The following is a 25,396-nucleotide window of genomic DNA, read 5'->3' as shown; positions in this document are numbered from 1 at the left end:
AAAAATAGGACGACAGCAAGCAGTGGGCAACAGAGATCAGCGACGCTCGATTGTATGGGGAGATCGAGAGGGACTGATCATCTGATAACCGCTTCATCCTTTCCCTAAAGAGGCACAGAGTCAAAATAGTACATCAACTTATAATATTAAAAGGTCGAGGCGTTTCGTATTTAATTATGTGTAATTAATCAAAGTTAGCGTTTCTGTGGCATGATGAAAAACCTCCTCAAAAGCAGATTTTGAGGAGGATGTTAAGTTATGAGATAGGGGCTAACTTTGCGTTAAAGTGCCTTAGAACTTTAGGCTCGTAGACGAATTTCAGGCCAGAAATAGACGATGCTCGATCTTTAACCTCTTTGAAAGCGGCAATGACGTAGTCTAGGTGTGCTTGGGTGTAAGTCGCTCTTGGAAGGGCTAACCGAAGTAGCTCTGCAGGGCAGGGTAACTGTTTGCCTGTTTCAGGATCGCACCCTTGCAATAGTGAACCAATCTCGGCTCCTCTAATTCCTGCAACCAGATAGAGCTCGCAAGCCAATGCATGTCCTGGAAACTGTTCCGGCGGAATATGAGGCAATAATGCTCCAGCATCAATAAATGCAGCGTGTCCGCCTGCTTGTTGGCAGGAATGCCGTTAAACTCTAACCCGTTGACTAAGTACTCGATTTGTTGAACACGAGAGGCAAGCCAGTCGTAATCCATTCCATCATAGAGGCCGACCGCCAAGCGCTCCATCGCACCGCCTTCTAGGCCACCATATGTGGGGAAGCCTTCAAGTAACACACATAGGGTTTTACATTCCAATTGCACATCGAGATAGCGATCATCTTTAAAGGAAAGTAGCCCTCCCATAGGGACAAGCGCATCTTTTTTTGCTGACATAGAAAAGAGATCGGCATATTTAAATGCTTCGTGGGTTATCTCTTGAATTGTCCACGTGGTATAACCGACTTCTCTTTGTTTAACAAAGTAAGCATTCTCCGCAAAGCGTGCGCAATCCATTACAACCGGTATGTCATAGCTTTGTGCGATCTCGTAAACAGCCTTTAAGTTTTCGATCGAAACGGGTTGCCCACCGGCTGAATTACAAGTAATCGTACTGACGATATAAGGTACATTTTTGGCTCCCACTTTTTCGATGGTTTTGATCAGCCAATTTAAGTCGAAGTTGCCTTTAAAGTCTCCTTTGACTTCGGTATTAAAGGCGTTGGGGGAGGGGACATTTTGTATTCGACAACCATTGTATTGGGCATGCCCTTGCGTAGTATCGAAAAAATAATTTGATATAGCGACCATTTTATCCCGTTCGAGGCCTTTATCTCGTTCACGTTTATTGATGAGTGTTGGTACATAAAGTTGTTCCGCTCCGCGTCCTTGGTGAGTCGGGATAGTAAATTGATATCCAAAGATGTCTTGAACTGTTTTGCTTAGGGTTCGGTAACTGCGGCTACCACTATAGGCCTCATCACCTTTTAGCATTGCCGCTTGCATTTCTTGGGTAATCGCGCCGGTTCCGCTGTCTGTGAGTAAATCAACAAAGACTTTGTCACTATTTAGCAGGAAGGGGTTATATCCGGCTTCGATGAGTGCGTTTTCTCGTTCTTCTCTGTTCGTCCTTTTTAGTGGTTCGACGACTCGAATTTTGTATGGTTCAGGTAGGTAGTGTGAGTCCACAATAGATTTCTTACGGTGAATTTCCGATCCAGACATAAGTGTTGCTCCTAGAGTTGCATTAATTAATATGTGAAAACTGCATCGCCACAAAGGTGAAATATTGTGACAAGACAAAAAGTTAAGCACAGATAAACGATGCGCCTAAAGGGGCGGCGAGAAAACTAAATTCATTGTAAATAATGTATTAATAAAGATTATTAATAACGGAGATTTTAACAATCTTTATTAAGGGGAGTGCAGTTAAGACCGTTTCGTTATTACTCGGAGTTCGCGTGAAACACATCCGCGAGTTTTTTGATGTTCTCATCAATGGACTTAAGTGCGATATTGCCAAACCCTAGTATTACGCTTTGCCACTCTCTTGAGGGCCCATGCTCTAATTCGTAATAGCGTAGAGGGCGCATAATGATGTCAATCGCTTGAGCGCGTTCTACCCAGAGTTTCTCGTTAATGCCGTTGGTCCATTTTAATGTCACGTGCAGACCTGCAGCTTGGCTTATGACGTTTACTGAAGAGCCGAAGTGGGTATCTATCGACGTGACCATTTGTTGGTGTTTTGATTTGTACAAACGGCGCATTTTGCGAATGTGGCGTATTAAATCCCCCTCTAAAATGAAGTCGGTTAATGCCGCTTGAGTGTGTGGCGGGGAGTCCCCTGTGATGGCGTCTTTTATCATTAAACAGCGTGAAACAAGTGATTCAGGGACGACCATGTAGCCCACCCGCATACCGTTAAACATGGTTTTGCTAAACGAGCCAATATAAATGACGTGTTCATCTCGACCCATTTGCCCCGCCAATCCTTGTAAACTGGTATAAGGGCGGTGCGCAAATTGAAACTCGCTGTCGTAATCGTCTTCAATAACCCATCGATTATTTGAGTGAGCCCATTCAATAAGTTGAAGCCGTTGCTCAATGTTTAATGAAGTGCCCATTGGGTATTGGTTGCTGGGGGTAATATAGAGTGCGCGCGCATCACTTTTCAATATGGTGTCGAGTTGTTCGTGAAACGGCTGAGTAACGTCTACGGGGCGCAGTTGGTGCCCCAATAAATCGATGATTTTTCGCATTTGGGTATAACCGGGTTGCTCCATCAAAACCGAGTCGTTTTTTTGCATCACGGCCATTAAAGCGATGCTTAACGCCTGTTGTGCACCAGAAGTAATAATGATTCTGTTTGGATTGCAAATGACAGAACGGCTGGTGGCAAGGTAATCAGAAAGAGCGGTTCTAAGTTCAGGGCTCCCTTGTACATCTTGATTACCCAGTAGGACGGTTCTTGAAGCATGTCTTTGTAATAACTTTTGCCATTTTGAGACCGGAAACTGGGCTAAGTCTGGCACGCCTGGTGCGAAGGGACGGTTGATGTCTTGAGCCGAGGCGAGGTTAACCGTCTTTTTGTTCGTAGAATGAGCGGGTAAGTAGTGTTCGGGCAATTCGACTGCAACGTAAAAACCAGAGCCTTGGCGACTTTCTAGATATCCCTCAGCAACAAGTTGTTCATAAGCAGAAGTGACCGTATTTCTTCCAAGCGATAGCTCAGTCGCGAGTTTACGTGTTGATGGAAGTTTTCCTCCTTTAGGCCAAAGGTTGTGAACAATTTTATCTCTAATGGCGTTGAACAGCTTGCCTTGTCTTGAGCCTTTTTCATCACTTAGCTTTAAATCACCGATATCGATTAATTGCACAACTGGCCCTAACTATTTAAATAAACTGGTTCTAAAAAACATACCAGTATGCCGCTATATTGCAATCAACAGGTAATGATAATTAGGGACAAGCCATGAATTCATCGACGAATAACACCAATAATCCAGACACGGATAATCCAGCTTCTAATATTCAACTTTCTAGCACGAGCAGAAGTACAATTAAGAAAAACGTAAAAAAAGCCAGTTTTGACCCACAAGCTTTGAATCAAATCATTGATGAAAGTCTGATTGCCCATATGGCAATTATTGAAGAGTCGGGCCCAATTGTGATCCCAATGTTGGCTTGGCGTGTTGAAGATAAAGTTTATATCCATGGAGCCAATAACAGCCGCTTGTTGAGGAACTTAAAAAAAGGTGTGCAAACTTGTTTAACGTTCACCCTGTTTGATGGATGGGTATTGGCACGGTCGGCTTTTCATCACAGTGCCCATTACCGTTCAGCGGTTGTGTTTGGGGCGTTTGACGTTGTTGACGATAACCAAGAAAAGGATCGCTTGTTGAATCACTTCGTGGAACAAATTGCACCGGGCAGAACGGATGAAGCGAGATTAAGTAACCAGAAAGAACTGAATGCCACCATGTTGCTTGCCATGCCGCTGACCGAAGCATCGGTTAAAATAAGCAATGTCGACGTGAGTGACGATTTGGCGGACATGAACCTACCAACGTGGGCCGGGTATTTACCTTACAGAACCGTGGTAGGCCCGTTAAAAGCGACAGACGATTTAAATCCTGAAATAGAAACCCCTGATTACAGCCAAGCATATGGTGAAGGGTGGTGTCGAGAAGCGTGAATAGTGAGATACTGGCGGCCTTGCAATAGCAGATTAACAATGCAATAGGTTACCAATGGCGAAAAAATTTTATGTAGTTTGGAAAGGCAGACAACCCGGTATATTTACTTCTTGGGCAGATTGTAAAGCGCAAGTTGATCAATTTGCGGGTGCTCGATACAAATCGTTTCCGACTCAAGCCGAAGCAGAGCAAGCGTTTGGCAAAGCATCAACAACGCCATTTAGTGGTTCGGCGAGCAAACCGAGTGGGTCGGGTGCTAAAGCAGGCTCTTTCTCGAAAAAGAAGCCGAAATCGTCGCCTTTGACTGATGAAAAAATTGCCCAAATGCCTTACGAGTATAAAATCTATACCGATGGTGCGTGTGAGCCTAACCCTGGTGAAGCGGGCGCAGGGATGGCGGTGTATCGTGATAATAAAGTCGATGCCCTTTGGTATGGCATGTATGAAGCGATGGGAACCAATAATACCGCTGAGCTGAATGCGCTGCACCAATCATTTATTTTGGCTAAAGCGCTCATCGAACATGGTAAAACCGTTGCAATATACAGTGACTCAAGCTACTCGATTCAGTGTATGACAACGTGGGCTAAAGGTTGGAAAGCCAAAGGTTGGAAGAAGTCGACTGGGGAGATCAAGAACTTAGAACTAATAAAGATCATGTATGCATTGTATTTACAGATCGAACCTAAGATCGCGATCCATCACGTGAATGGGCACGTTGGTGTCGAAGGCAATGAATTGGCTGATCGTATGTCAATACTCGCCATTGAAGCCAAGGAAACCGATTTTACTCGCTTCACCAAAGAGATAGATGTAGCAGGGTTACTCGCTCTCAGAAGGGGGTAAAATTACACTAAACCGTCATCATGAGTGACGGTTTTTTGCATTTGGTCATCTCAACTATGCTTTAGCAAACATAAAATACGACCGTAAGGGATTACATGAGTACATTGTTTAAAGATCTATTTAATGAATCGTTTTATCGTGGGTTAGCGAAAACCCTGAAAGGGATTCTGCCGAATTTTGATGAGCAAGTATTCGTCGAGAAGGTGCTCGCCGATGGCTTCGAATCGTTAGAAATGAAACAAAGGATTACGCGTACTAGCGAAGTTTTACATGAGTTTATGCCCGTCGAATTTTCAGAAGGTTCGAGATACCTGCTCGAGATGGTGAGAACGTTTGAAGCCAGTGAGGAAGCGAAAGACGGTTTGCAATATTTGTTCATTCCTGAATACGTTGAGCGCTACGGTATCGATGATTACCCGTTGTCCGTCAATGCTTTTGAAGTGATCACGCCCTTTATCACGTGCGAATTTGCTGTGCGCCCCTTTATCGTTAAATACCCGCAAATGATTGACCAAATGCTCGAATGGACAAAGCACCCGAACCGCAGAGTGCGTCGCCTTGCCAGTGAGGGAGCGAGGCCACGTTTACCGTGGGGAATGGCGCTTACGAAGTTGAAGAAAGATCCAACGTCGATCATGCCAATTATCGATGCACTCAAAGACGATGAATGTGAAGTGGTTAGGCGCAGTGTGGCTAATAATCTTAACGATATAGCCAAAGACAATCCTGAGATTGTCATTGATTTCTCTAACCGTTATTTTGGCGATAACACTGATCTCGACAAGTTGATTAAACATGCCTGCCGAACTCTACTAAAGCAAGCTGAGCCCAATACATTGGCTTTGTTTGGTTTTGATAGCCAAGATATTGAGATGTCGGGTTTTTCTGTACATACGCCGATAGTGACTATTGGCGATGCTTTAGCGTTCTCTTTTACGGTGCACAATTGCAGCGATCAAGATAAAAAACTGCGCCTTGAGTACGGCGTTTATTATCAGAAACACAATGGCACGTTGGCAAGAAAGGTATTTAAAATCAGTGAGCGAGACATTGCCGCAGGTGAGGTGTACCCGGTGGATCGCAAGCAGAGCTTTAAAGTGATCACAACAAGAAAGTTTCACGTAGGTTTGCATCAAGTGTCGATCATCCTTAACGGGCGTGAGTTAGAAAAACTCGATTTTACCTTAGTGTCATGAATGTTGAGTTCAGGTAAGTAGCGCATCGGTAACAATCAGGAGTGTTAATAATCACTCACTCCTCCATACACATCTATGGTTAATCCACCTTGTTTTGCATATGCTTTGGGGGTTAATCCTATCTGCTTTTTTAGTTGCCGGATCAAATGCGGTTGGTCGCTGAAACCAAACTGTAACGCCACGTCTACCCAGTCAATGCTGCGCATCTCGTGTTGGTATAAATACTCCAGAATGGCTTCAAGCTTGTTCATTGTTTGGCATTGTTTAAGAGTTAAGCCTGTAACTCGGCTAAAACTTCGTTCCAATGTTCTTTGTGAACAATGTAGCTGATCGCCTATTTCAGAAATGGCGTGGGTTTTAATCAAAGGCAGTGCTTTTCGTGTAAGCTTGCTGTGTTGATCCTCTTTCGCTTCTTGCATCCAAGATAATAAAATTGCATCTAACTGATCTCGGCAGTTTTCCTTATCCGTACGTCCTAGATTAATTAATGTTTCGGATACTGAGTTATCTAATGAGGGGAGCTCTAAAATACGAGCGAGGCTGGTTGTCTTTACCAGATCTAATAAGGGCTGTGTATCGTCAGTTCGCCTAAGTGAATACAAGGCACCAATGTGGAATTTGATGCCAAGGTGAACAAAGGCGTGCGTATGATCCAGTTGCAAAGTGTGATGATGCGGGTACAACCAATGGCTTCCACTCCCTTTGCTTATTTCAACTTTAGAGTCGTAGCTAAAAGCCTGTTGAGACGGTGATAAGATCAAATGAGCGGATGGATCTGGGTTTAATTTAGGGAACTGATGGCTATTTGCCCCTTCTGGCTTTTCAATTAGCCAGTAGCATTCAACGTATTTAGCGATGACAGGACAGTGTGGGGGTTGGATCCAATTGAGCATCAGTTTCTCAGAGCTTGTTTTGTTTGTTCGCTTTACTATATGTCATTCACCCGTCATTTGCAGCGTTTGCTCGCTTCTCGTTGAGTCATCTTATTGATGCTTAGCTGTTAAAATATGCCCGCTAGAAAAGCTAACGGGCCTATTCGGTTAAGGTGTTTTTATTGTGAACTGCGGCTGAACTTAAACTGAACTATGCGGTTTGATGAGCGCATTCCTGCTTTACCAATGGCTTTTTGAGCCGCAATGTTGTTGTTTTCTGTTGAACATATTGGTGTTAAACCCTTGCTTTGAGCTTCATGTACTAAATACTGAAGCACTTGTGTCGCAATGCCTTTACCGCGCTCTGACTGAGCGACAATCATGCCTAAATCAGCGTACTGTGTTTGAAATTCATCAAATAATCGACACTCACCTGTTGCGAGTAAGGTGTTATTAAGCCAGTAGCCCCACAGTTCGTTGCGTTCAATCAAACGACCATAGTAGCCAGATAACCATTGCTCTGGAGCGCCAATATTGGTGGCGGCAAATTGTACCAATTCATTGAGTTGGTTTGGGGTTACCTGTTGCATCTCAATCATAGTGTTAGCTTGATGCTGGGTTTGACCCTGAAGTTGGTACATCATCGAGTTGATCTCGAATGTGGATGTATTGTCTAAACATAACGACAAAAAATTAGGCTCGGCGGTGCTAACAAAAGCGCCGTTAATATCAGCCAGATCGCTATGTAATGCTGAGGTGAATGCCAGCGAAGCTTCGCTGGTTGCACTTGGCGATAAGTAAAACTGCAACAGATAACCGTCGTCATTTACCACAAAAAAACCGGCTAGTGTGTTGTCTTCGTAAATCCCAAAATGCGGCGACATCGGAACAAAACCAAAATGCCACATGCCGTCAAGAGGTGCGGTAGATGAAGAGAAATACTGCGCTTTTAGCGCGTGTAATTCGTTTAGTGTTGAAAGTTTTTTAATGTTAAGCATTGCTGTTACTCATAATAGGCGTTTGTATGGTAAAACTCAGGGACATAAATTGCGCAGCTTATGCACGATGTCCGCTGATTTTTATCAGAATAGAGCAAGCTAAAACGTAAAGATTGAATAAAAACGACACAAGTGACAAATGGACGTGTACTTAGATTGGTCGCGTCAAATTTGTTGTCTGAGTCCATCAGCCACTGCTGCTCTTATTTGCGTTACGGCTTTAAGTACAAAAAATAAATGCCTCAGCACATAGGTGTTGAGGCATTATTTGGTCAATTTGAGTGACTAATTAACGTATTAGTAGGCAGTGTATTAGTCAAAACATACTTGAGAATAACCTGCAAAGTTAGGGTTATCACCGGCTACATAAGCACAGCCTTCTACCGTATCGAAAATCATCGCTTCGACCGTTACAAAGTCTTTGCCGTTGTATTTGGTCATGTTGATAGGACGTTGACTAAACAACCATTGCATAGATTCAACCGTAAGTTCTGGTGAATAGTCTAAGAAGTTGGCAGCCGCGTCTTCACGAGCAAATGTGCTAAAGAAAGCGGTATTTGCCTCTAGTGCAGTATGGGTTTGCAAAAAGGCTTATTTGAAATCAGCAGAGTGATTTGCATGTACTGAGCCGCGCTCTGAGTGTTGCATAACGGTTAAGCCATTTTCTACCGTGATTTCGATGGCCGCGTGGCCGCCTTTATTATCGGCAACGGTGAAGTTGAACGGAATGATGGTTTTGACATCTTTGATGGTTTCAATAAACGCGTCGACGCTTTTTGCGGCCGTGGCTGCTGCAAAGATCGCATCAACCGTGACTAAGTTGTCGTTGTCTATACCTTCTGTACCGGAAGGTTGACCCATAAAGTTGATCACGATACCCACGTTTTTACCCATGCCTTGAAAGTGCGCGCCGTCGGCAATAACAAAAATTGAATCATCCGTTTTGACTACCGTCGTGTGGTCTGTGAGGCTGGTGGCTAAGCTTAAATCATTTGTTTGACCCACGATGCCGTTATTGAAGGCAATAGAAGTACAGCCTTTCATTTCTTCTACATTTTCATTTGCGTCCATGCTTGTTTTAATTGATTGGTTAACGCTGTAATCGACTTGAGATACCGAAGCAAACACTTCAGCAACAGGGACACCGCGCAGTTGAGCAGCTTGTTCCATCATTGCAACGTATTTTGGTGCAATTTTACGGTTGTTTTCAATGGCTCTTTCCGAGGCTTTGAGTACTTCAGGGCTGAACTCACCTAATGGTTGGTTCGCCATTATTTTTGCCAACTCTTCTTGGCCTTGATTAGACACATCAATGATAATGGCTCCTTTTTGAACCGCTTCACGTTGCCCGTCAAAGAAAGAGAGGTCATCGCCTGCAACGTTAGTTGAAGCGTTTGATGCCGCTGAAAAAGTCAGTGCCAAAGTAATAGCTAGGATAGATTTGTTCATAATTTGGTGCCTCATTAATTGATTCGTAGTGAAGGTTTTTCACCTCATCCCCTGAGGTATGACTGAATTATCCGCTAAATTTTCCAAATCAATAAATAGGTTTCCTATGGTTTTATCATAGGATCTAGAGGCCAACGAAATTTTAGCTTTAGAAACGAAAAACGCCACAGCAATGCTTTTATTAATAATGCATTTGTTGTGGCGCGTTGTTAGCTTGATACAGCGTTTAGTACTTTAAACCATTTCAGTCGTGACGATTACGTATTGGTTTGCAGTTTTGTTGGCCGTTCTTCCTTGACGGATGCTTCTTTACCGACGGACTGTCCGTCGTTTTGATTGCTGATGTTTTTGAGATCACGCCAAAGAAACGGAACGATGATCAAGGTAAGGACGATATTAGATATCGGCACACTCATCCAAATGCCATTCAGGCCCATGATTTTAGGCAGAACATAAAGGAACGGCAGTTGGATCACCATATTACCAATGGAAATAGCTAAAGCCTTACCGCCCTGGTTAACCGACATAAAGTAAACCGATGCTAAGAAGATAAAGCCATCTAAAAATAGAGCAAATAGATGCAGTCTGAGGCCATTTTTGGTGGCGTCTAATAGCGCTTGGTCACCATTACTGAACATGCCAATTAATGCCTCAGGGTAGAGGTTAACAATCGCCACTGTGGCTATCCCGGAAATTAAAATCACCTTTAACGCCAACCATACTGTTGCACGAATGCGTTCTACTTGCTTAGCGCCAAAATAGTAACTCACGGGGGGTTGCATACCATTGGCGATGCCTTCTGAAGCCAAGTAGTACATGGTGGCTAAATAGCCTACGATTGCGAAGGCACCCACTTGCACCGCATCGCCGTAAGTCATAAATAATTTGTTATGTATCGCCGCAATGAAACTGAAATATAGGAACATAAACAAGCTAGAAGATCCGAGTGCAATGCTACGCCCGGCGATGGTCGGATTAAAAGCGAATTGGCGTAAATCAAGCTTAATTTCAGCATGCTTTGAAAAGAAGTAACCAAAACCAAGTAAGGCAACGATAAACTGTGATATTAACGTTGCAATGGCCGCACCCTCTAAACGTAGGCCAAACTGTCCGATAAGTAAGTAATCTAAGCCGATATTAATGATTGCGCCTATTGTCATTAGGCTTGTTGCAACATTTGGGCTGTTATCATTACGGATCAGCATAGGAATAGCGGCGCCACCAATAGTAAATAGGGTGCCCCAAGCAAACACTTGTATGTACTCTAAGCTATAGATTTTGCTATTGCCTGATGCGCCTTGCATTGCGATGATATCGTCGCCGAGCGTAATGATAAATATCATTGCCAGAAGGCCACAAAGTGCCACAAGCCATAGGCTCGTCGATAGTGCTAGCTTTGCTTTTTGCGGCTTGGCTTCGCCACGAAAGATGGAAACCAAACTTCCGCCGCCCATACCCACCATAATCCCTAAACCCGCAATCAACCCGATGATTGGCCAAGCCAATGTGATGCCCGCTAAGCCCTCAAATCCAACATAGTGGCCGACAAACATGCCATCAACTACTTGGTATAGCCCATTCACCACCATTGCCGCAATCGAGGGAATGGCATAGCGCCAAAATGTGCGAGAGATAGATTCGTTGCCAGCGATTTGTGTGATGTCGTTTTGCATTGTGTTTGCTTTACTCAAAAATGATTGCTTCGTATTATCCTTGTTTTTGAGATTGATGAAAGTTAGTATCTATCTGTATTTCGGATGGGCGGAAGGGTCGAAGAATCAGAATATGAATTGGACATTGGATCAATTAGAAGCATTTGTCATGTCTGTGAAACAAGGCTCGTTTTCGGCGGCGGCTCGCAAGTTAGGCAAAGCTCAATCTCGGGTCAGCACTGCGATTGCTAATTTAGAAGCGGATCTTGGCTTTGATTTATTTGATCGTTCAGCAAGGTTACCTGTGCTGACTCCACAAGGTTCAGATATCTACATTGAAGCACAGGCCGTTCTTTCCCAATGTCAGCGTTTAGAATCGCGTGCGATGACGGTAAGTAGCGGGCAAGAGCTGGCATTAACTATTGCCCTTGACGAAGCTGTGCCTATTTTCTTCTTAGAAAAAGTGTTTGCAGAAATTGCTCTGAATTACCCGTCGTTAAGGGTGAGTATTATAAACGGCTCTCAAGATGATATTGCCAAGTGGGTTGATGAGAAAAAAGCCGACATTGGTTTTCTATTCCATTTAAGTGAATTGGCAGACAGCTTAGAATTTGTATCGATAGGCCACTTTCGTCAATCGTTAATTGTGAGTAAGGATCATCCACTCGCTCAAATCCCAGTGCCAACCTTTACCGACCTTAATCGATATCGACAGCTAGTGATCCGAGATCGCATGGGCGAGTCTCAATCTAACCCCATTTCTTCTTTGCATTGGCTTGCCGACAGCTATTATTCGATTACGTCATTAGTGAATGTGGGTATTGGTTGGGCACTAGTACCAGAGCATGTCGCAAACGATGACTGGTACGCAGACCGATTGGTTCAATTGTCGACTAAGCATATTCCTAACTCACTTGTGGTTGAAATGGGTTTGGTGAAGCGCTGCGATAGCCGAGAAGGCCCCGTTGCTGAGTGGATGTACCAAACCATGATTAGGATGTTCTCAGAGCAATAGTGAGTGACGCTAATTTGTATACCAGTTAAGAATTATCCAGCGTAGATTGTTTGATGTGAACAGGTTTCGCTTGCTTAATAAATAACGCTAGCAGCATGAGCGCCATTGCGGTTAGCTCCAATCGGTCTAACTCTTCACCTAACAATATAGCGCCCGTGAGCAGTGCTACGATCAACTCAAGTGAGCCTGTTACCGCATTTTTATTCGCACATGATCGCGGTGCTCCTACCATAAACAAGAATTGGGGAATGGCCGCCGCAAATAGTGCAATCCCCAACATTGCCATCAGACCTGTGGAAGACTGAGGCAATAGCTGAGTCGGGTTGTTCCATATTGTTATTGGTAGTAGAACCGCCACATGTCCCATTGTAATCCATCCCATTCTATTCAACGTTGGAATAACGGTGTTCGGTCGAGATAAATATTGCACTTGAGTGGCGACCGTTAACGGCGCTAAAAAGCAGCCACCGATGGCCAATAGTGAGCCTTCTGGCAGGTAATCCGGCCGTACGGTTAATGAGGCAGCAATGGCGACTAATACCGCAGAAACCAATGAGTTTTGAGAAGGGATGCGACCAAAAACAGCCCAACCGATCAAAACGCTAAAAAATGGGTAGCTGTAGTAAATTAAAATAACCGTGGCGGCAGAAACGGTTTCCAGAGCATAGAAATAACTGAAAATAGCAATGCCGCTTACCAAGCCTAACAATAGGCTGCGTGTTGCTTCTGGCCAGTTCTGTCTTGGAGTTCGTAAGAAGAATATGAATAAAACAGCAGGCAGAATAAAGCGATATAAGCTTACCAATTCAGCCCCAATCCCTTCCTTAAATAACAGTTGAGCAAAAAAAGGGTTGAGCCCGTAGAAGAACGCCGACGCTAAAACCAAATACTGCCCATTGATTGTGGAGTTGTTTTTCACGTTTGTTTAGAACCTTCAATTCACTTTCTAAAAATAAGAGAGTGAACGATATCGTGTCATTGATTATAAAAATAATGAATTATTCGTCTTATTGATTAATAATTCTCATCGATAGGTGTGTATATCAATAGGTATGTGTATCAGTAGAGATGTGTACCAATAAAAGTGTGCATCGGTGTGGCGAATAGCGTTCACATAAAAGATGGTTTATTTCAACGAAGGATTTCGGTGGCAGTATGAGGTTAGATATAAAGCACTGGGAAATGCTAAAAGCGATTGATGATGCTGGAACCCTCAGGCAAGCAGCGCATACACTGGGTATTACTCAGTCAGCATTGAGCCACCGCTTGGCGGAAGCAGAAAGACGTTTAGGTGGGCCACTGTTTGAACGAGAAGGGCGCAGGCTAAAGCAAACCAGTGCAGGCCGAGCCATGATACAAACGGCTAATCAAGTCATTCCCGTTTTACAACGAGCAGAATTTGACTTTCAAAAAATGGCGCTAAATGAAAAGACGGTGGTGCGTTTCGGTGTTGCGGCTTATAGCTGTTATTACTGGCTACCATCCTTTTTGAAAGTCATGTCAAAAAAAGAGCCTCATATTCAATTAGAGTTGGTTGCCTCTGCAACACAATTCCCACTCAAAAATCTTCAAGATGGCTCCGTTGATGTGGTGCTCGCTCCTGGTTTTTTGGTCATCCCGGGTGTTGATTCTACGCCGGTGTTTCAAGATGAGTTGGTTCTCATCTCTCATCCACAGCATGCGTTGTCCACGAAAAACTTCATCGAAGCACGGGATCTAGAGGGTGAAGATTACCTAACCTATAGTAAATCGGCTCAGCCTGGCTTTGAATACGAGCGATTTATCCGCCCCTCAGGTGTTGTGCCGTACTTGGTGACGGTTGTTGAAGTGACCGATGCCATTGTTGAATTAGTCGCCTCAGGGTTTGGTGTCAGTATTCTTTCTCAATGGGCCGTTCAGTCAGCAATCAACAGTGGCAAGGTGATGTCAGCGTCATTAGGCAAAGAGAAACTAACTCTTGATTGGTCGGCATTGGTTCGAGAATCAGAAACAGAGCGTTCGGCGGCCAGAGTGGTATCTGATCGGCTCGCACAATGGTTTCAGGCCTCTGCTAATTGATTTCAATATTCAGGTAAATAAGAGAGACCGAGTAAGGTTTTACCCCTAATGAATCCAGACTGTGTAACTTTCTAATTTGGGTTGGAGGCCTTTGTGCTTTTTTATTGGTGGCAATATGGTTGTCATTGAGTTTCGTGGGTCTGAGTAGAAACCGTCAATAACAGTGACCTATTCGTTGTTATTTTTGGTGGTTGTTGTGCAATGATAGGCATAAATTATTGCTAAGGAATTGATGTATGGAAGTAGTAAGCTTAAATTCTAAAAATAGCCGAGTATTAAGGGTTCGAGTTTGGTGGCCTGTTGGGCCAATAAAGCAAGCCGTGGTATTAAGTCACGGTATGGCTGAGCACATTGACCGTTATGAAGAATTGGCGAATTGGTTTACTCGTACGGGGACTTTGCTGTGTGGCATTAACCACCGAGGACACGGGGAAGAAGCGGAACAACTGGGGCATTTCTCTAACGAAAACGGCTGGCAATATGTGTTGGATGATTTGGACTGTGTGGTTGACTATGCGTTTCAGGCACTGTCACTTCTTAAAGCCGAATTGGAAATAGATGACCCTCGCCCGGTGCTCATTGGCCACAGTATGGGGTCGTTTATTGCTCGTCATTACGCTGTTTTGAACGGAAAAAAGCTGTCGGGATTGGTGCTGTGTGGATCAAACCATCAATCACCATTACTGTTCCAAATCGGGCGGATTGCGGCCAGAGTTGAGTCGTGGCGTATTGGTAACAACGTATCGAGCCCGTTACTTGAAAAGCTAAGTTTCGGCAATGCGAACAAGGGAATTCGCGTAGTGAGAACGGAGCAAGATTGGCTTAGCCGTGACGAAAACATGGTCGATGCTTATATCCAAGACCCTTATTGTGGCTTTACCTGTACCGCCCAGTTTTGGATTGATTTTCTAGGTGGGTTGGCAGAGATAAGTAAAGACCAAGCCTTTGATGCTATTTCTAATGATCTCGCCATTTTGGTCATCGGCGGAGAAGCTGACCCAATTACCCGCTATGGAGTAGGAACCAGCGCGTTAGTCGATAAGCTTAACCAACACGGTTGCAGTAAAACGACGTATTATTTGTATCAAGATGCTAGGCATGAGTTGTTTAATGAAACAAACCGAGAAAGCATCATGAAAGATGTTCAGTGCTGGCTAACGTCGCTGAATACTTAATATCTACCAGTCAGTTTTGGAAATGTTTGATGGCTTATTATTAGGTTCGGTGGTAGTTTTTAATGATAAAAATAACGTATTGATAACAAAGCGATGTATTTCAGCTAAACGATAAGAGAGACACTATGCCGACATGTAATCGAGAGTGGGTTAATCACGCCATCAGTAAGATAGAATCCGATTTTCAACGAAGTGCCGATACACACCTGATTAAAATGAGTCTTCCTAGCCTGCCAGATGTGGATGTCTATCTTAAAGATGAAAGTACGCACCCAACCGGCTCGTTAAAGCATCGCTTAGCTCGCTCATTGTTCTTATTTGCCCTATGTAATGGTTGGGTTGGTCCAAAAACGACAATTATTGAATCCTCATCGGGTAGCACGGCGGTTTCTGAAGCCTATTTTGCCCGACTGCTTGGCTTACCGTTTATTGCCGTGGTACCAAAAACCACCGCAGCGAAGAAGATAGAACAGATAGAGTTCTATGGCGGCCAAGCCCATTTAGTTGAACGAACCGATCAGATCTACAGCGAATCACGCCGTTTGGCAAAAGAGCTTAATGGTCATTATATGGATCAGTTTACCTACGCAGAACGAGCGACTGACTGGCGCGGTAACAACAATATAGCTAACAGCATTTTTGAACAGATGAAATATGAACGCTATCCATTACCAAGTTGGGTTGTGATCAGTGCGGGTACTGGTGGTACTTCCGCAACCATTGGACGTTTTATTCGTTATCAGAAGTTTTCGACCAAACTGCATGTCGTCGATCCTGAAAATTCAGTGTTTCACGATTACTTTAAAAGTGGTGATATCAGTTTAACGGGAGACAGAGGAAGCCGTATTGAAGGGATTGGCCGGCCAAGGGTTGAGCCAAGTTTTATTGCCGGAGTCGTGGATACCATGTCGACGGTGCCAGATACGGCAAGTCTTGCAACCATGAAATGGCTAGAGAAGATATTAGGGCGCAAAGTTGGCCCATCAACAGGGACCAACATGTATGGAGTCTTGCAGTTGGCGAGTGAATTGCAGCAACAAGGCGGTGGCTCTATTGTGACGTTACTGTGTGACAGTGGTGAGCGATACCTAGATACGTACCAGAATGCAAAGTGGGTTGCTGAGAATATTGGAGATACCCACGAATATGACGCCCAACTAGCACGCTTTAACGATTCAGGGAAAATGACCTAGCTTAAAAAAGGCGTAAGAGATTGTTAGCCATGACGTAGTCGTACCTGTCTAATTTTGAAGAAAAAGTTAGCTTTTAATCTTAAGAACAGACAGGAAATAGAGGCATTATGTGAATTCCATTTGTTTCCCCGATGATAACGCTGTTACACTATTGTGAATTTTATACATTATCAGAAAGAGTAGTTATGGCGTTTATTCGATGGTTTTTGGGAAAGGTTATTTTGACGCTGAATTTTGTTTTCAGTCCTAAGGGCAAAAAACGCACAACAGAGCTGCAGAAAAATGTAGACGAACGGTCGAAATCGATGGCGCTGTATCAATTTGAAGCCTGTCCATTCTGTGTCAAGGTGCGCCGTGCGATGAAGCGTCAATCGGTTACTTTTGATCTTCGAGATGCCAAAAATAATCAGGTACATCGAAATGATTTATTGACGAACGGAGGTGCAATTAAAGTACCTTGTTTACGTATCGACCAAGAGAATGGAGAAACAATATGGATGTATGAGTCATCTGATATTGTTACTTACCTAGAAAACGAATTTGCTTAACGGTTACTAAACCACAGTGCTGACTGCATTGTCAGGTTTTATTGACCTCCACAGCAGTTAAACAACTATCGCGGTCTTGCAAAAGGTCGCGATTTTTTTGTTTTTATTCCCGAGTCAAGTAAGACAAATAATCTCAATAATGAGATTGCTATTGATATTTTGCAAAATAAACACCTCGTGAAGACGGGTGAGCTAAGGTTAAACAATAATTAAAGTAGCGGAGTGTGTGAATGCTTAAATCAATTATTGTCGCTTTTCTTAGTCTGTTAGCTTTTTTTAGTTTTGGTTACGAGAAGTCTATCACCCTTACCGCTGGTAACTATCCACCTTACCAATCACCTAATTTAAAACACTATGGCGTAGTGTCACGTATCGTTACGGAAGCGTTCGCGTTAGAAGGGGTTGAAGTCACTTATAAATTTTTGCCGTGGAAAAGAGCGTATAAATATATTCTGGCAGGTAAGTTGGATGGAGTGGGTTATGCAACAAAAAAGTCCTCTCGTCTTGAACACTTTTACTTTTCCGACCCCGTTTTCGAGAAGAAGCGAGTATTCTTTCATTTGAAAAGCACCGATTTTGATTGGAACAGTATGGAAGATCTACAAGGCCTGAAAATCGGTGCTTTGCGTGGGTACTCGTACAGCGACGAATTCGATGAGGCAGATGCCAGTGGATTAATCGCTACTCAGCGAGTTAACACTCATCAACAGAACATGACCAAATTAGCGCATGGAAATCGCATTGATATTGCGCTCTCGACCATAGACCAAGGGTACTACGCGTTGCAACAAGTTCATCCGGAAGACATCGCGTTGGTGACTTATCATCCTAAGATGCTACAAACCGCAGGCATGCACTTGATGTTGTCTAAGAAAGTAGAAAAAAATAAACAGTTAGTTGAAGTATTTAACCGTGGTCTAAGAAAGCTCAAACAAAGTGGCAAATACGACCAGTATTTTATGGAGTCTCAACGAGGGGACTATATTAAGCCTTAAAGCTGTGCTGATGGCTTGCGCTGATGGCGGTTGATTTGAAGAAAGTGCCAACATAGCGGTCGTGTTGGTTACATAAGTCGTAATAATAGGTATGCTAGATTGGTTGCCGTAATTATTACAAGGACTTGAAATGAATCTAGATAAAGCGAAGAAACGTATAGCCAAGCAAGTTAAGAAAGGATTTAAGGGCTACCCTCAAATTTCGCTGTCTTACTTCGGCGAAAATGTAGATGTCGCGACGGAAGTCGTTGTTCAGTTTACGTTAGAAGAAGGTGCAGAACCTCAAGAAGAGCGATTCGCAACGAAAACCGATGCGCGTGAAGACGAAGTGATTCAATCTGCGCTGGTGAAAATCATCGAGCGAGCTAATGCCAGTACGGTATTGGAAGTAGAAGGTGTGACTGTTAAATCTTAAAGGCTGTAAGCTCTGATTCGCTGTTTATCCCGAGCGAGCAGAGCACTTTATTACTCTTTCTTTAATGCATTAGATAAACGAGCGATGATGTATTCTCTATCGGCCTTTGAGGCGAGAAAACTGGTTCTGCACGCACAGAAACTGCCACCAAAGCAGCAAAAAGGTAATGCTGTTTCCGCGACGTTATCGGCCATAGAACATCTAGGGTATATTCAAATTGATACCATTGCTGTGGTCCAGCGGGCTCATCATCATACTCTTTGGAATCGAAACCCTCGTTATCAAACCAAGCATCTTGATACCCTATTGGAAGAGAAACAAATCTTCGAATACTGGTCTCATGCTGCAGCCTACCTCCCTATGCGGGACTATCGTTTTAGCTTGCCGAGAAAACATGCATTGATTCAAGGGCATCAAAGCCATTGGCATGCACGCAACCACGAATTGATGGATAGCATTCTTAAAAGGATAGAGGAAGAAGGCCCGCTAATGGCAAAGGACTTTGAAGGCGAGAGTCAACAAAGTGCAGGGTGGGGCAGTAAACCCGCAAAACGAGCCTTGGAAAACCTCTATATGCAGGGTGATCTAATGATTCCCAAGCGGGTTAATTTTCACAAAGTGTACGATCTTGCGGATAGAGTTATCCCATCAAGCGTCGACACAAGCTTGCCAAGTGATGAAGAATACGCTCGGCATCTAATTACTCGATATCTGTCGGCTAATGGGTTGGGGCTAGTCCCTGAAATGGCGTATTTGTTGAAAAATACCAAACCTAAAGTGTTGTTGATGCTTAACCAAATGTTGGCTGAAAAAGAGGTTGTAGAGGTCGATGTGGCGGGCGTTTTGTATTATGCGTTGCCAGAATCTTTTGAATTGCTTACAAAGCCTTTGGCCAGAAGCAAGCTCAAGATACTTTCTCCGTTTGATAATCTGTTGATACAACGTAAGCGGATGCAAGCGTTGTTTGATTTTAGCTATCTCATTGAATGTTATGTATCTGAACCCAAAAGGCAGTATGGTTACTTTAGCTTGCCGATTCTATGGGGTGGGTTGCTCGTTGCCCGCATGGATTGTAAAGCAGAAAAAAGCCGTGAAGTTTTTCATATTTTCAATTTGGTTTTAGAGAAAAATGTGCCAAAGTTGGATGAATTTGTTGCCGCTCTAAAGCTTGAACTGGCAGAGTTTATGGCTTTCAATGCCTGTGTTTCGTTATGCATTCATAAAACGACACCGGCTAAAGTTGGCTTGGCTTTATCTGAGCAGTAATTTAATAGAAGTCTCTTAAATGATAGTGTGCACTTACTGTCACTTAAATGAACACATCAAGGATAAATCATGCAAGCAGAAGTTAAGTGGGTCGAAGGTTTTCAATTTTTAGGTCAATCTGAATCCGGTCACTCAATTGTGATGGATGGAAGCGGTGGCAAAACAGCGCCTAGTCCAATGGAAATGGTTCTAATGGCTGCTGGTGGATGCAGCTCGGTTGATGTCGTTGATGGTTTAAAAAGCGCAGAGCAAAAGGTGACAGGTTGCGTTGCGAAGCTGACGACAGAGCGACGAGAGTCAGCTCCTCGTATTTTTACTGCAATCAATATACATTTTGATGTGTCAGGTGAAGGCTTAGATCCTGCTATTGTCGCAAAAGTCACAGAAGATTCTCTTAAGAAATATTGCTCGGTGTGTCTGATGTTGGCTGAGGGAGTAACAATGACACACTCTTGGAGTATCGTTTAGCTATATCAGTTTGACGGTTATTTAATTCCCTTAGTTTCTATTGGGTTATGGTGAGCTTTTAAATTAATAAATACTTTATCAACTCACCGTTTTATAACAAAAAATAATTATCGGTATTGGTTGCTTATTTCCTAATGAGCTTCAAGAAAAACACGGTTTTTTCTTGATCTACTGCACAAAGTGGCACTTCTATGTATAATTAACTCAAAATATAATAATAAAAGCATCGGCTTTATAAATGAATCAAAGTACCTATTGGATTTAGTTTATGGGAAGTCTATGCTGTCTATTCTAAATAAAAAAGTTAACGTGTTGTTTTTAATGTTATCTTTTTTCTACATGGTTTTTGCCATTTTTGTTGTTGGCGTAGTGACCACTTACTTTGTGCAAAATGAAGCGGCCAAAGTTGAAAGTGCGTTGCGCAACAACCTTGCCTTGGTTCGTTCGAATTTTGAAGCATCCATCTACATGGATACCTACCTAGCTGACAGCCTAGCGACGGTCGTGACTATTGATCCAAATCTTGCCACCAACAATTGGCCTACCGTTGCAGGTAAGCTCTACAGAAAATCTAAATTTGTACGAAATGTTGCGCTTGCACCGAATGATATTATCAGCCATGTCTATCCTTTGAAGGGGAATGAAAAAGCCATCGGCTTAGATTACCGTACGGTTCCTGCGCAATATAAGTCTATTTTAACGGTAAAAAAGATGCAGAAAGTTTACATCTCTGGCCCGGTAGATTTGGTACAAGGTGGAAAGGGCTTAATTGCCCGTTTTCCAATCTTCTCAGATTACCCTGAAAATGAAGTGTATTGGGGCAGTGTCAGTGTCGTGATGGACTACAATAAATTGATCGACAGTGCAGGGCTTGTTGGCTTTGAGGGAGCAGAGATCGCTATACGAAAATTGGTGACAGGAAGTGGCCCTGATCGTGTGTTTTATGGCGATAGTCGGTTATTTGAACGCCAAGATGTCTTGCATCAAATACACCTGCCAAGTGTGTCTTGGCAATTGGCCGCGAGCCTAAATACTAAAGATGTAGAGCAACTTCGATACGTGCGAAAAATTGTTGCGCTGATCGGGATCCTGACCGCATTCCTTGTTTATTCTCTTGTGTTTCTGTTGTATCGAAATTTCATCATCGCTCATAAAGCGTCCCTGCACGATGAACTGACAAACTTACCAAATCGCCGATTTTTGATTGCCATGCTTAAGAGACAAATGACAAAAGATGCCGCAAAGTCTTCATTTGCTTTGTTGAACATTGATTTAAATCGTTTTAAGCAAGTCAATGACAGTCATGGTCATGAAGCGGGAGATGTGTTGTTGAAGCATATCGCTACCTTGTTGCAACACAGTGTGAGAACCAGTGATGTCGTTGCTCGATTTGGTGGTGACGAATTTACCGTGTTGCTGTACAGAGTCTCTGATGCTGATAAGGTCTCGAAGATCATTGCGAAGATCCGCGGACAAATTGAAGCCAGTCCGATTATATTCGATGGCCATGAGATCAAGCCATCTTTGAGTATTGGTTATACCATTTATGATGGGCAAGAAACGACCATCACAGAGTTATTGTCTGAAGCGGATAAAAGCATGTACGCAAACAAAAATGCGCTGAAGTTAAAGTTAGCGAGTAAAGCCGTATAGTCGGCAGAGTGATACGTTAAGCTTAGATTTGCTTGCACTTGGGCCACGAATCAAGGCAAGCAATTCGATCATTTTGTCTATTTTAACCTTTATCTCTTACATAATGACTTTGCACTATCGCATTGAGGAAGCTCTGACTTTTAACTAGCTTAAAGTTAAGAGGCTCAACTAAATTACCAAATAAGGGGGAGCCTCCACCGAGTAAAATAGGAATGGTAGAAATAATCAGCTCGTCGATTAAGTCTTCTTTCAGAAAGCTCTGTACTGTAACACCGCCATCAATGTAGAGATCATTAAAGCCTTTGTCCTTGATTTCTTGTAGCACAGATTTTAACTCACCCTTGACCAAAAATATCTTGTCTTCATAGCCGTTAGGTACGCTTGTTAATGTGTTACTAAGGACAAATACTGGCTTGGTATATGGCCATTCAATACCAAAGCTGAGAACCATTTCCATTGTGTTTCGTCCCATTACCATGGCGTCAATACGGGAGAAATGTTCGGCGTAGCCCATGTCGTCACCATTCGGATTAGGAATGGTATGGAGCCAATCTAGGCCATCGTTTTGATCAGCAATGTAGCCATCTAGGCTGGTGGCAATATAAACACTGTTTGACATTTTTGACTCCAAATTTTAGAAGAAACTTGGCTTACCCGGCCGAGTTGTATAAAATAATTCTACGGTGTAGAAATTAATACTAGTTTAGTGGTGAGAACAAATGTCTGTCAATGAAAAAAAACGCGGTAGGCCTAAGACCAAACAAAGCCAGTTGAGTGCAGAGGTTATTTTATCAGAAGCCAAAAGTATGATGCGTACGGATGAGAAAATTCCGAGCATAAGGAAGTTGGCTGTGAACTTAAATGTCGATGCAATGGCGATTTATCACTATTTTACCAACAAGAACTCGCTGTTGGAGTCTATTACTGTCTCATTAATTGGGGACATTTATCAGCCCATTGAGAGCGAGGATTGGCAGACCGAGCTACATAAGTTATGCCACAGTTATGTGAGCTTATTACATGATTATCCCGGCCTGTTAGAGACACTATTAACCATGAACTCGGTGAGCCCAGCACAAGTTTTTATTCAACGTTTCGAACGGATAATTTCGCCCTTGGGGCTTTCAAGCACTTCGATTAAAAATACCTTAGATTTGTTAGCAGACTACTTACATGGCTTTGTATTGGCATTGAATTGTAACCAAGGCGCTACGCTATCCATGGATGCGCTTTCGGGGCCGTTGACGATGGTGTTCTTAGCTTTGAAACACGCGGATAAAAACGTAAAAGAATAGACCGCTCAATAAGCGACAGTGTTAACGGAGTAAAGTGGAAAAGGTAATGAAAGTGAGTGGGGATAATGACGGTCGATGTTAACTCACCCATTAACAATTTAATCAAAACGTTGCCCTTTTAGTATAAGTTGTTATTATCGCCGCATACATAGTCGGGGGGCCTTAGGGCTGAGATCGCATACGCGAGACCCGTTGAACCTGATTCAGTTAACACTGACGTAGGGAACTATAAGTCTTGCTGATGATACAGTGCACACGTTTGCCTGATTTTTAGTAAGCACAGTTCCTATGCGCCAGTATAGGAGCTTTAATGTCATACTCTACAGCCACGCATTTTGCGACAAGTTCTTCTTCATCTATATCAGCTTTACCTACTGACACTCCTATTGTTTTAACTATCGCAGGATCAGATTCTGGTGGTGGAGCGGGTATTCAGGCCGACATCAAGGCCATTTCTGCAACCGGTAGCTACGCGTGTTCGGTCATCACGGCTATTACTGCTCAAAACACCATCGGCGTTTCCGCTATTTTCCCTATTCCTCTTGAACACGTTGAAAAGCAACTTGATGCGGTGTTTTCCGATCTCAATATTGTTGCTGTTAAAGTCGGCATGTTGGCGGATTCCGACATCATTAAGGTAGTTTCGGCGAAGCTTAAGCAATTCAAGCCTCAGTTTTTGGTTATTGATCCAGTCATGGTGGCGACCAGCGGTGACATGTTGCTAGAAGAGTCGGCCATTCACACTTTAAAAACAGAACTATTGCCGATGGCGGATGTGATCACACCTAATTTACCTGAAGGTGCCGCATTGATTGGTTGTGAAGTGCCGGAAACAGAGCAGCAAATGGCAGACATGGTGGCTCAGTTAAGAGGGCTAGGGGCTAATGCAGTCTTGCTCAAAGGCGGCCATTTAGAGCGAGACGAAAATAGCAATGATCTGTTGATCTTATCTGATGATGTCGCGCACTTAAGCGCTAAGCGTGTGAATACGAAAAATACTCACGGGACGGGGTGTACGCTTTCTTCTGCAATTGCTTCTTATCTAGCTCACGGTCATGGCCTACTCGAAGCGGTCAAGTTGGGCAAACACTATATTTCAAACGCAATCGCTCATGCTGACCAGCTAGATATAGGTAAAGGTCATGGTCCCGTGCATCACTTTTTCGCTGGATTGGGTGACAAGTAATGACCTTGGCATCCTCGGTGCAATCAGCGGAGACGAATTTGGCGGCCTGTTTACAAGGTCAAATCGCCATTCGCGCCGGTTATTTACGTTACCTCGATAGTGATAAAGCCACGCTTGAAGCGTTAAATATGCAGATCCCCGTAGGGAAGTGGACGTGTATTTTGGGCCGAAGTGGTTGCGGAAAAACATCGTTATTGCGCTACATGGCAGGCTTATTAGATGAAGTGGCAGAATGGCGAGGCGAGTTAACGGTAAATCGCGGCCAAAGCTCGAATAGCCGTGTTAATAGTCATCTACATCACCCTATTTCTCTGGTTAATAACATCGCTTATATGGCGCAGCAAGACTTGCTGATGCCATGGCTAACTGCATTGGAAAACGTGTTGCTCAGTACGCGTTTTAGTCAGGTGAGTGAGCATAGCAGCGAAGATCAAAATGAAAAGGCTCGCCACTTATTGCAAATGGTGGGATTGGCGGATAAAGCTCACCTAACACCACAGCAATTGTCCGGAGGAATGCGTCAGCGTGTGGCGTTAGCAAGGACGTTAATGCAAGACAAACCCATTGTATTAATGGACGAACCTTTTTCAGCGTTAGATGCCGTAACGAGGCATAGGCTGCAAAATTTAGCGTATGAGTTATTGCAAAGTAAAACCGTTATGTTGATCACGCATGATCCACAAGAAGCGATTCGATTAGGCCATAAGCTCTATGTCATGCAAGGCGCGCCTGCTTGCGCAAATCATATCGAGTTACCTCCCCAGATATGCACCCCTGAAACGGAAATGCCGAGAAAATACTGCGCAGATAGCGCGGTATTGCAGCAAGCAATCATCGACAGGTTGGAGAAAGACTATGCATAACAAAATGAGTGATGGGAGATTGGTATGAGTGAAATGACTCAATTAACGTCAATTTCTAATGAATTGAAAAAGAGA

The 25,396-nt window shown here is 43.4% G+C and carries 24 protein-coding genes, 1 pseudogene and 1 riboswitch; of the genes and pseudogenes, 16 read left to right on the top strand and 9 right to left on the bottom strand.

What is annotated here, in order from left to right; all coding sequences use genetic code 11:
• Window positions 1-256: 256 nt before the first annotated feature.
• Together VTAP4600_RS18700 and pdxR are read right to left on the bottom strand one after the other, a co-directional pair.
• Window positions 257-1,707, bottom strand: a pseudogene (locus VTAP4600_RS18700) (tryptophanase).
• Between the two features lie 221 nt (window positions 1,708-1,928).
• Window positions 1,929-3,359, bottom strand: coding sequence for a MocR-like pyridoxine biosynthesis transcription factor PdxR (pdxR, locus tag VTAP4600_RS18695; RefSeq protein WP_102524308.1), 1,431 nt, complete (start codon window positions 3,357-3,359; stop codon window positions 1,929-1,931).
• A 95-nt stretch (window positions 3,360-3,454) separates the two neighbouring features.
• Between pdxR and VTAP4600_RS18690 the strand changes: the two genes are divergently transcribed.
• From VTAP4600_RS18690 to VTAP4600_RS18680, 3 genes are all read left to right on the top strand, one after another.
• A complete protein-coding gene (locus tag VTAP4600_RS18690) occupies window positions 3,455-4,177 on the top strand; it encodes a pyridoxamine 5'-phosphate oxidase family protein (protein WP_102524307.1) in 723 nt (240 codons plus the stop codon).
• 55 nt (window positions 4,178-4,232) lie between these two features.
• Complete coding sequence (locus tag VTAP4600_RS18685) at window positions 4,233-5,024, top strand: ribonuclease H1 domain-containing protein (RefSeq protein WP_102524306.1); 792 nt, start codon at window positions 4,233-4,235, stop codon at window positions 5,022-5,024.
• Window positions 5,025-5,119: 95 nt separating this feature from the next.
• Window positions 5,120-6,220: a DNA alkylation repair protein gene (locus VTAP4600_RS18680; protein WP_102524305.1), complete on the top strand. Its 1,101-nt coding sequence runs from the start codon at window positions 5,120-5,122 to the stop codon at window positions 6,218-6,220.
• Window positions 6,221-6,264: 44 nt separating this feature from the next.
• Here VTAP4600_RS18680 and VTAP4600_RS18675 read toward each other — a convergent pair whose 3' ends face one another.
• From VTAP4600_RS18675 to VTAP4600_RS18655, 5 genes are all read right to left on the bottom strand, one after another.
• Window positions 6,265-7,113 carry an AraC family transcriptional regulator gene (locus VTAP4600_RS18675; protein ID WP_102524304.1) on the bottom strand — a complete coding sequence of 283 codons (849 nt, stop codon included), beginning with the start codon at window positions 7,111-7,113 and terminating at the stop codon, window positions 6,265-6,267.
• 158 nt (window positions 7,114-7,271) lie between these two features.
• Window positions 7,272-8,090: a GNAT family N-acetyltransferase gene (locus tag VTAP4600_RS18670; protein ID WP_102524303.1), complete on the bottom strand. Its 819-nt coding sequence runs from the start codon at window positions 8,088-8,090 to the stop codon at window positions 7,272-7,274.
• Window positions 8,091-8,402: 312 nt separating this feature from the next.
• Complete coding sequence (locus VTAP4600_RS18665; RefSeq protein ID WP_102524302.1) at window positions 8,403-8,675, bottom strand: hypothetical protein; 273 nt, start codon at window positions 8,673-8,675, stop codon at window positions 8,403-8,405.
• A gap of 6 nt (window positions 8,676-8,681) precedes the next feature.
• Window positions 8,682-9,539, bottom strand: coding sequence for a carcinine hydrolase/isopenicillin-N N-acyltransferase family protein (locus VTAP4600_RS18660; RefSeq protein ID WP_102524301.1), 858 nt, complete (start codon window positions 9,537-9,539; stop codon window positions 8,682-8,684).
• Window positions 9,540-9,796: 257 nt separating this feature from the next.
• Complete coding sequence (locus VTAP4600_RS18655) at window positions 9,797-11,212, bottom strand: MATE family efflux transporter (protein ID WP_102524300.1); 1,416 nt, start codon at window positions 11,210-11,212, stop codon at window positions 9,797-9,799.
• 112 nt (window positions 11,213-11,324) lie between these two features.
• On the opposite strand from VTAP4600_RS18655, the gene VTAP4600_RS18650 reads away from it, so the two are divergent.
• Entirely contained in the window at window positions 11,325-12,206 is an 882-nt protein-coding gene (locus VTAP4600_RS18650; protein ID WP_102524299.1) for a LysR family transcriptional regulator, read from the top strand.
• Between the two features lie 25 nt (window positions 12,207-12,231).
• Here the strand turns inward: VTAP4600_RS18650 and VTAP4600_RS18645 are convergent, their stop codons facing one another.
• On the bottom strand, window positions 12,232-13,125 hold the full coding sequence (locus VTAP4600_RS18645; RefSeq protein ID WP_102524298.1) for a DMT family transporter: 894 nt from the start codon (window positions 13,123-13,125) through the stop codon (window positions 12,232-12,234).
• Window positions 13,126-13,361: 236 nt separating this feature from the next.
• Here VTAP4600_RS18645 and VTAP4600_RS18640 point away from each other — a divergent pair, with 236 nt between their 5' ends.
• From VTAP4600_RS18640 to VTAP4600_RS18600, 9 genes are all read left to right on the top strand, one after another.
• Window positions 13,362-14,264, top strand: a complete 903-nt coding sequence (locus tag VTAP4600_RS18640) for a LysR family transcriptional regulator (RefSeq protein WP_197708690.1) — start codon at window positions 13,362-13,364, stop codon at window positions 14,262-14,264.
• Window positions 14,265-14,500: 236 nt separating this feature from the next.
• Entirely contained in the window at window positions 14,501-15,439 is a 939-nt protein-coding gene (locus VTAP4600_RS18635) for an alpha/beta fold hydrolase (protein ID WP_102524297.1), read from the top strand.
• 125 nt (window positions 15,440-15,564) lie between these two features.
• Window positions 15,565-16,632 carry a PLP-dependent cysteine synthase family protein gene (locus tag VTAP4600_RS18630; RefSeq protein WP_102524296.1) on the top strand — a complete coding sequence of 356 codons (1,068 nt, stop codon included), beginning with the start codon at window positions 15,565-15,567 and terminating at the stop codon, window positions 16,630-16,632.
• A 185-nt stretch (window positions 16,633-16,817) separates the two neighbouring features.
• Window positions 16,818-17,180: a glutaredoxin family protein gene (locus VTAP4600_RS18625; protein ID WP_102524295.1), complete on the top strand. Its 363-nt coding sequence runs from the start codon at window positions 16,818-16,820 to the stop codon at window positions 17,178-17,180.
• Window positions 17,181-17,410: 230 nt separating this feature from the next.
• Window positions 17,411-18,175 carry a substrate-binding periplasmic protein gene (locus VTAP4600_RS18620; RefSeq protein WP_102524294.1) on the top strand — a complete coding sequence of 255 codons (765 nt, stop codon included), beginning with the start codon at window positions 17,411-17,413 and terminating at the stop codon, window positions 18,173-18,175.
• 130 nt (window positions 18,176-18,305) lie between these two features.
• A complete protein-coding gene (locus VTAP4600_RS18615) occupies window positions 18,306-18,590 on the top strand; it encodes a hypothetical protein (RefSeq protein ID WP_102524293.1) in 285 nt (94 codons plus the stop codon).
• An 87-nt stretch (window positions 18,591-18,677) separates the two neighbouring features.
• Entirely contained in the window at window positions 18,678-19,856 is a 1,179-nt protein-coding gene (locus VTAP4600_RS18610) for a winged helix-turn-helix domain-containing protein (RefSeq protein ID WP_102524292.1), read from the top strand.
• 69 nt (window positions 19,857-19,925) lie between these two features.
• Window positions 19,926-20,324 carry an OsmC family protein gene (locus VTAP4600_RS18605; protein ID WP_102524291.1) on the top strand — a complete coding sequence of 133 codons (399 nt, stop codon included), beginning with the start codon at window positions 19,926-19,928 and terminating at the stop codon, window positions 20,322-20,324.
• Window positions 20,325-20,603: 279 nt separating this feature from the next.
• A complete protein-coding gene (locus VTAP4600_RS18600; protein ID WP_102524290.1) occupies window positions 20,604-21,977 on the top strand; it encodes a diguanylate cyclase in 1,374 nt (457 codons plus the stop codon).
• Between the two features lie 82 nt (window positions 21,978-22,059).
• Here VTAP4600_RS18600 and VTAP4600_RS18595 read toward each other — a convergent pair whose 3' ends face one another.
• Entirely contained in the window at window positions 22,060-22,596 is a 537-nt protein-coding gene (locus tag VTAP4600_RS18595; RefSeq protein WP_102524289.1) for a dihydrofolate reductase family protein, read from the bottom strand.
• Between the two features lie 100 nt (window positions 22,597-22,696).
• On the opposite strand from VTAP4600_RS18595, the gene VTAP4600_RS18590 reads away from it, so the two are divergent.
• The 3 genes from VTAP4600_RS18590 (at window position 22,697) to VTAP4600_RS18580 (ending at window position 25,321) form a co-directional block, all read left to right on the top strand.
• Complete coding sequence (locus VTAP4600_RS18590; RefSeq protein WP_102524288.1) at window positions 22,697-23,272, top strand: TetR/AcrR family transcriptional regulator; 576 nt, start codon at window positions 22,697-22,699, stop codon at window positions 23,270-23,272.
• Between the two features lie 143 nt (window positions 23,273-23,415).
• A riboswitch (TPP riboswitch) is annotated at window positions 23,416-23,514 on the top strand.
• A 68-nt stretch (window positions 23,515-23,582) separates the two neighbouring features.
• On the top strand, window positions 23,583-24,458 hold the full coding sequence (thiD, locus tag VTAP4600_RS18585) for a bifunctional hydroxymethylpyrimidine kinase/phosphomethylpyrimidine kinase (protein ID WP_102524287.1): 876 nt from the start codon (window positions 23,583-23,585) through the stop codon (window positions 24,456-24,458).
• Between the two features lie 128 nt (window positions 24,459-24,586).
• Complete coding sequence (locus tag VTAP4600_RS18580; RefSeq protein ID WP_415239708.1) at window positions 24,587-25,321, top strand: ABC transporter ATP-binding protein; 735 nt, start codon at window positions 24,587-24,589, stop codon at window positions 25,319-25,321.
• The last annotated feature ends 75 nt before the right edge of the window (window positions 25,322-25,396 follow it).

Source organism: Vibrio tapetis subsp. tapetis, from assembly GCF_900233005.1.
GTDB classification, from domain to species: domain Bacteria; phylum Pseudomonadota; class Gammaproteobacteria; order Enterobacterales; family Vibrionaceae; genus Vibrio; species Vibrio tapetis.
This window is presented reverse-complemented; position numbering and strand designations above follow the sequence as displayed.

What these genes read in the sequence shown, in the direction of transcription:
- VTAP4600_RS18625 (WP_102524295.1), top strand. Translation starts at nt 16,818, where the DNA reads ATGGCGTTTATTCGATGGTTTTTGGGAAAGGTTATTTTGACGCTGAAT.
- VTAP4600_RS18685 (WP_102524306.1), top strand. Translation starts at nt 4,233, where the DNA reads ATGGCGAAAAAATTTTATGTAGTTTGGAAAGGCAGACAACCCGGTATA.
- VTAP4600_RS18590 (WP_102524288.1), top strand. Translation starts at nt 22,697, where the DNA reads ATGTCTGTCAATGAAAAAAAACGCGGTAGGCCTAAGACCAAACAAAGC.
- VTAP4600_RS18595 (WP_102524289.1), bottom strand. Translation starts at nt 22,596, where the DNA reads ATGTCAAACAGTGTTTATATTGCCACCAGCCTAGATGGCTACATTGCT.
- VTAP4600_RS18650 (WP_102524299.1), top strand. Translation starts at nt 11,325, where the DNA reads ATGAATTGGACATTGGATCAATTAGAAGCATTTGTCATGTCTGTGAAA.
- VTAP4600_RS18635 (WP_102524297.1), top strand. Translation starts at nt 14,501, where the DNA reads ATGGAAGTAGTAAGCTTAAATTCTAAAAATAGCCGAGTATTAAGGGTT.
- thiD (WP_102524287.1), top strand. Translation starts at nt 23,583, where the DNA reads ATGTCATACTCTACAGCCACGCATTTTGCGACAAGTTCTTCTTCATCT.
- VTAP4600_RS18660 (WP_102524301.1), bottom strand. Translation starts at nt 9,539, where the DNA reads ATGAACAAATCTATCCTAGCTATTACTTTGGCACTGACTTTTTCAGCG.
- VTAP4600_RS18615 (WP_102524293.1), top strand. Translation starts at nt 18,306, where the DNA reads ATGAATCTAGATAAAGCGAAGAAACGTATAGCCAAGCAAGTTAAGAAA.
- VTAP4600_RS18580 (WP_415239708.1), top strand. Translation starts at nt 24,587, where the DNA reads ATGCAGATCCCCGTAGGGAAGTGGACGTGTATTTTGGGCCGAAGTGGT.
- VTAP4600_RS18600 (WP_102524290.1), top strand. Translation starts at nt 20,604, where the DNA reads ATGCTGTCTATTCTAAATAAAAAAGTTAACGTGTTGTTTTTAATGTTA.
- VTAP4600_RS18630 (WP_102524296.1), top strand. Translation starts at nt 15,565, where the DNA reads ATGCCGACATGTAATCGAGAGTGGGTTAATCACGCCATCAGTAAGATA.
- VTAP4600_RS18610 (WP_102524292.1), top strand. Translation starts at nt 18,678, where the DNA reads ATGTATTCTCTATCGGCCTTTGAGGCGAGAAAACTGGTTCTGCACGCA.
- VTAP4600_RS18640 (WP_197708690.1), top strand. Translation starts at nt 13,362, where the DNA reads ATGAGGTTAGATATAAAGCACTGGGAAATGCTAAAAGCGATTGATGAT.
- VTAP4600_RS18605 (WP_102524291.1), top strand. Translation starts at nt 19,926, where the DNA reads ATGCAAGCAGAAGTTAAGTGGGTCGAAGGTTTTCAATTTTTAGGTCAA.
- VTAP4600_RS18670 (WP_102524303.1), bottom strand. Translation starts at nt 8,090, where the DNA reads ATGCTTAACATTAAAAAACTTTCAACACTAAACGAATTACACGCGCTA.
- VTAP4600_RS18655 (WP_102524300.1), bottom strand. Translation starts at nt 11,212, where the DNA reads ATGCAAAACGACATCACACAAATCGCTGGCAACGAATCTATCTCTCGC.
- VTAP4600_RS18620 (WP_102524294.1), top strand. Translation starts at nt 17,411, where the DNA reads ATGCTTAAATCAATTATTGTCGCTTTTCTTAGTCTGTTAGCTTTTTTT.
- VTAP4600_RS18680 (WP_102524305.1), top strand. Translation starts at nt 5,120, where the DNA reads ATGAGTACATTGTTTAAAGATCTATTTAATGAATCGTTTTATCGTGGG.
- VTAP4600_RS18675 (WP_102524304.1), bottom strand. Translation starts at nt 7,113, where the DNA reads ATGCTCAATTGGATCCAACCCCCACACTGTCCTGTCATCGCTAAATAC.
- VTAP4600_RS18690 (WP_102524307.1), top strand. Translation starts at nt 3,455, where the DNA reads ATGAATTCATCGACGAATAACACCAATAATCCAGACACGGATAATCCA.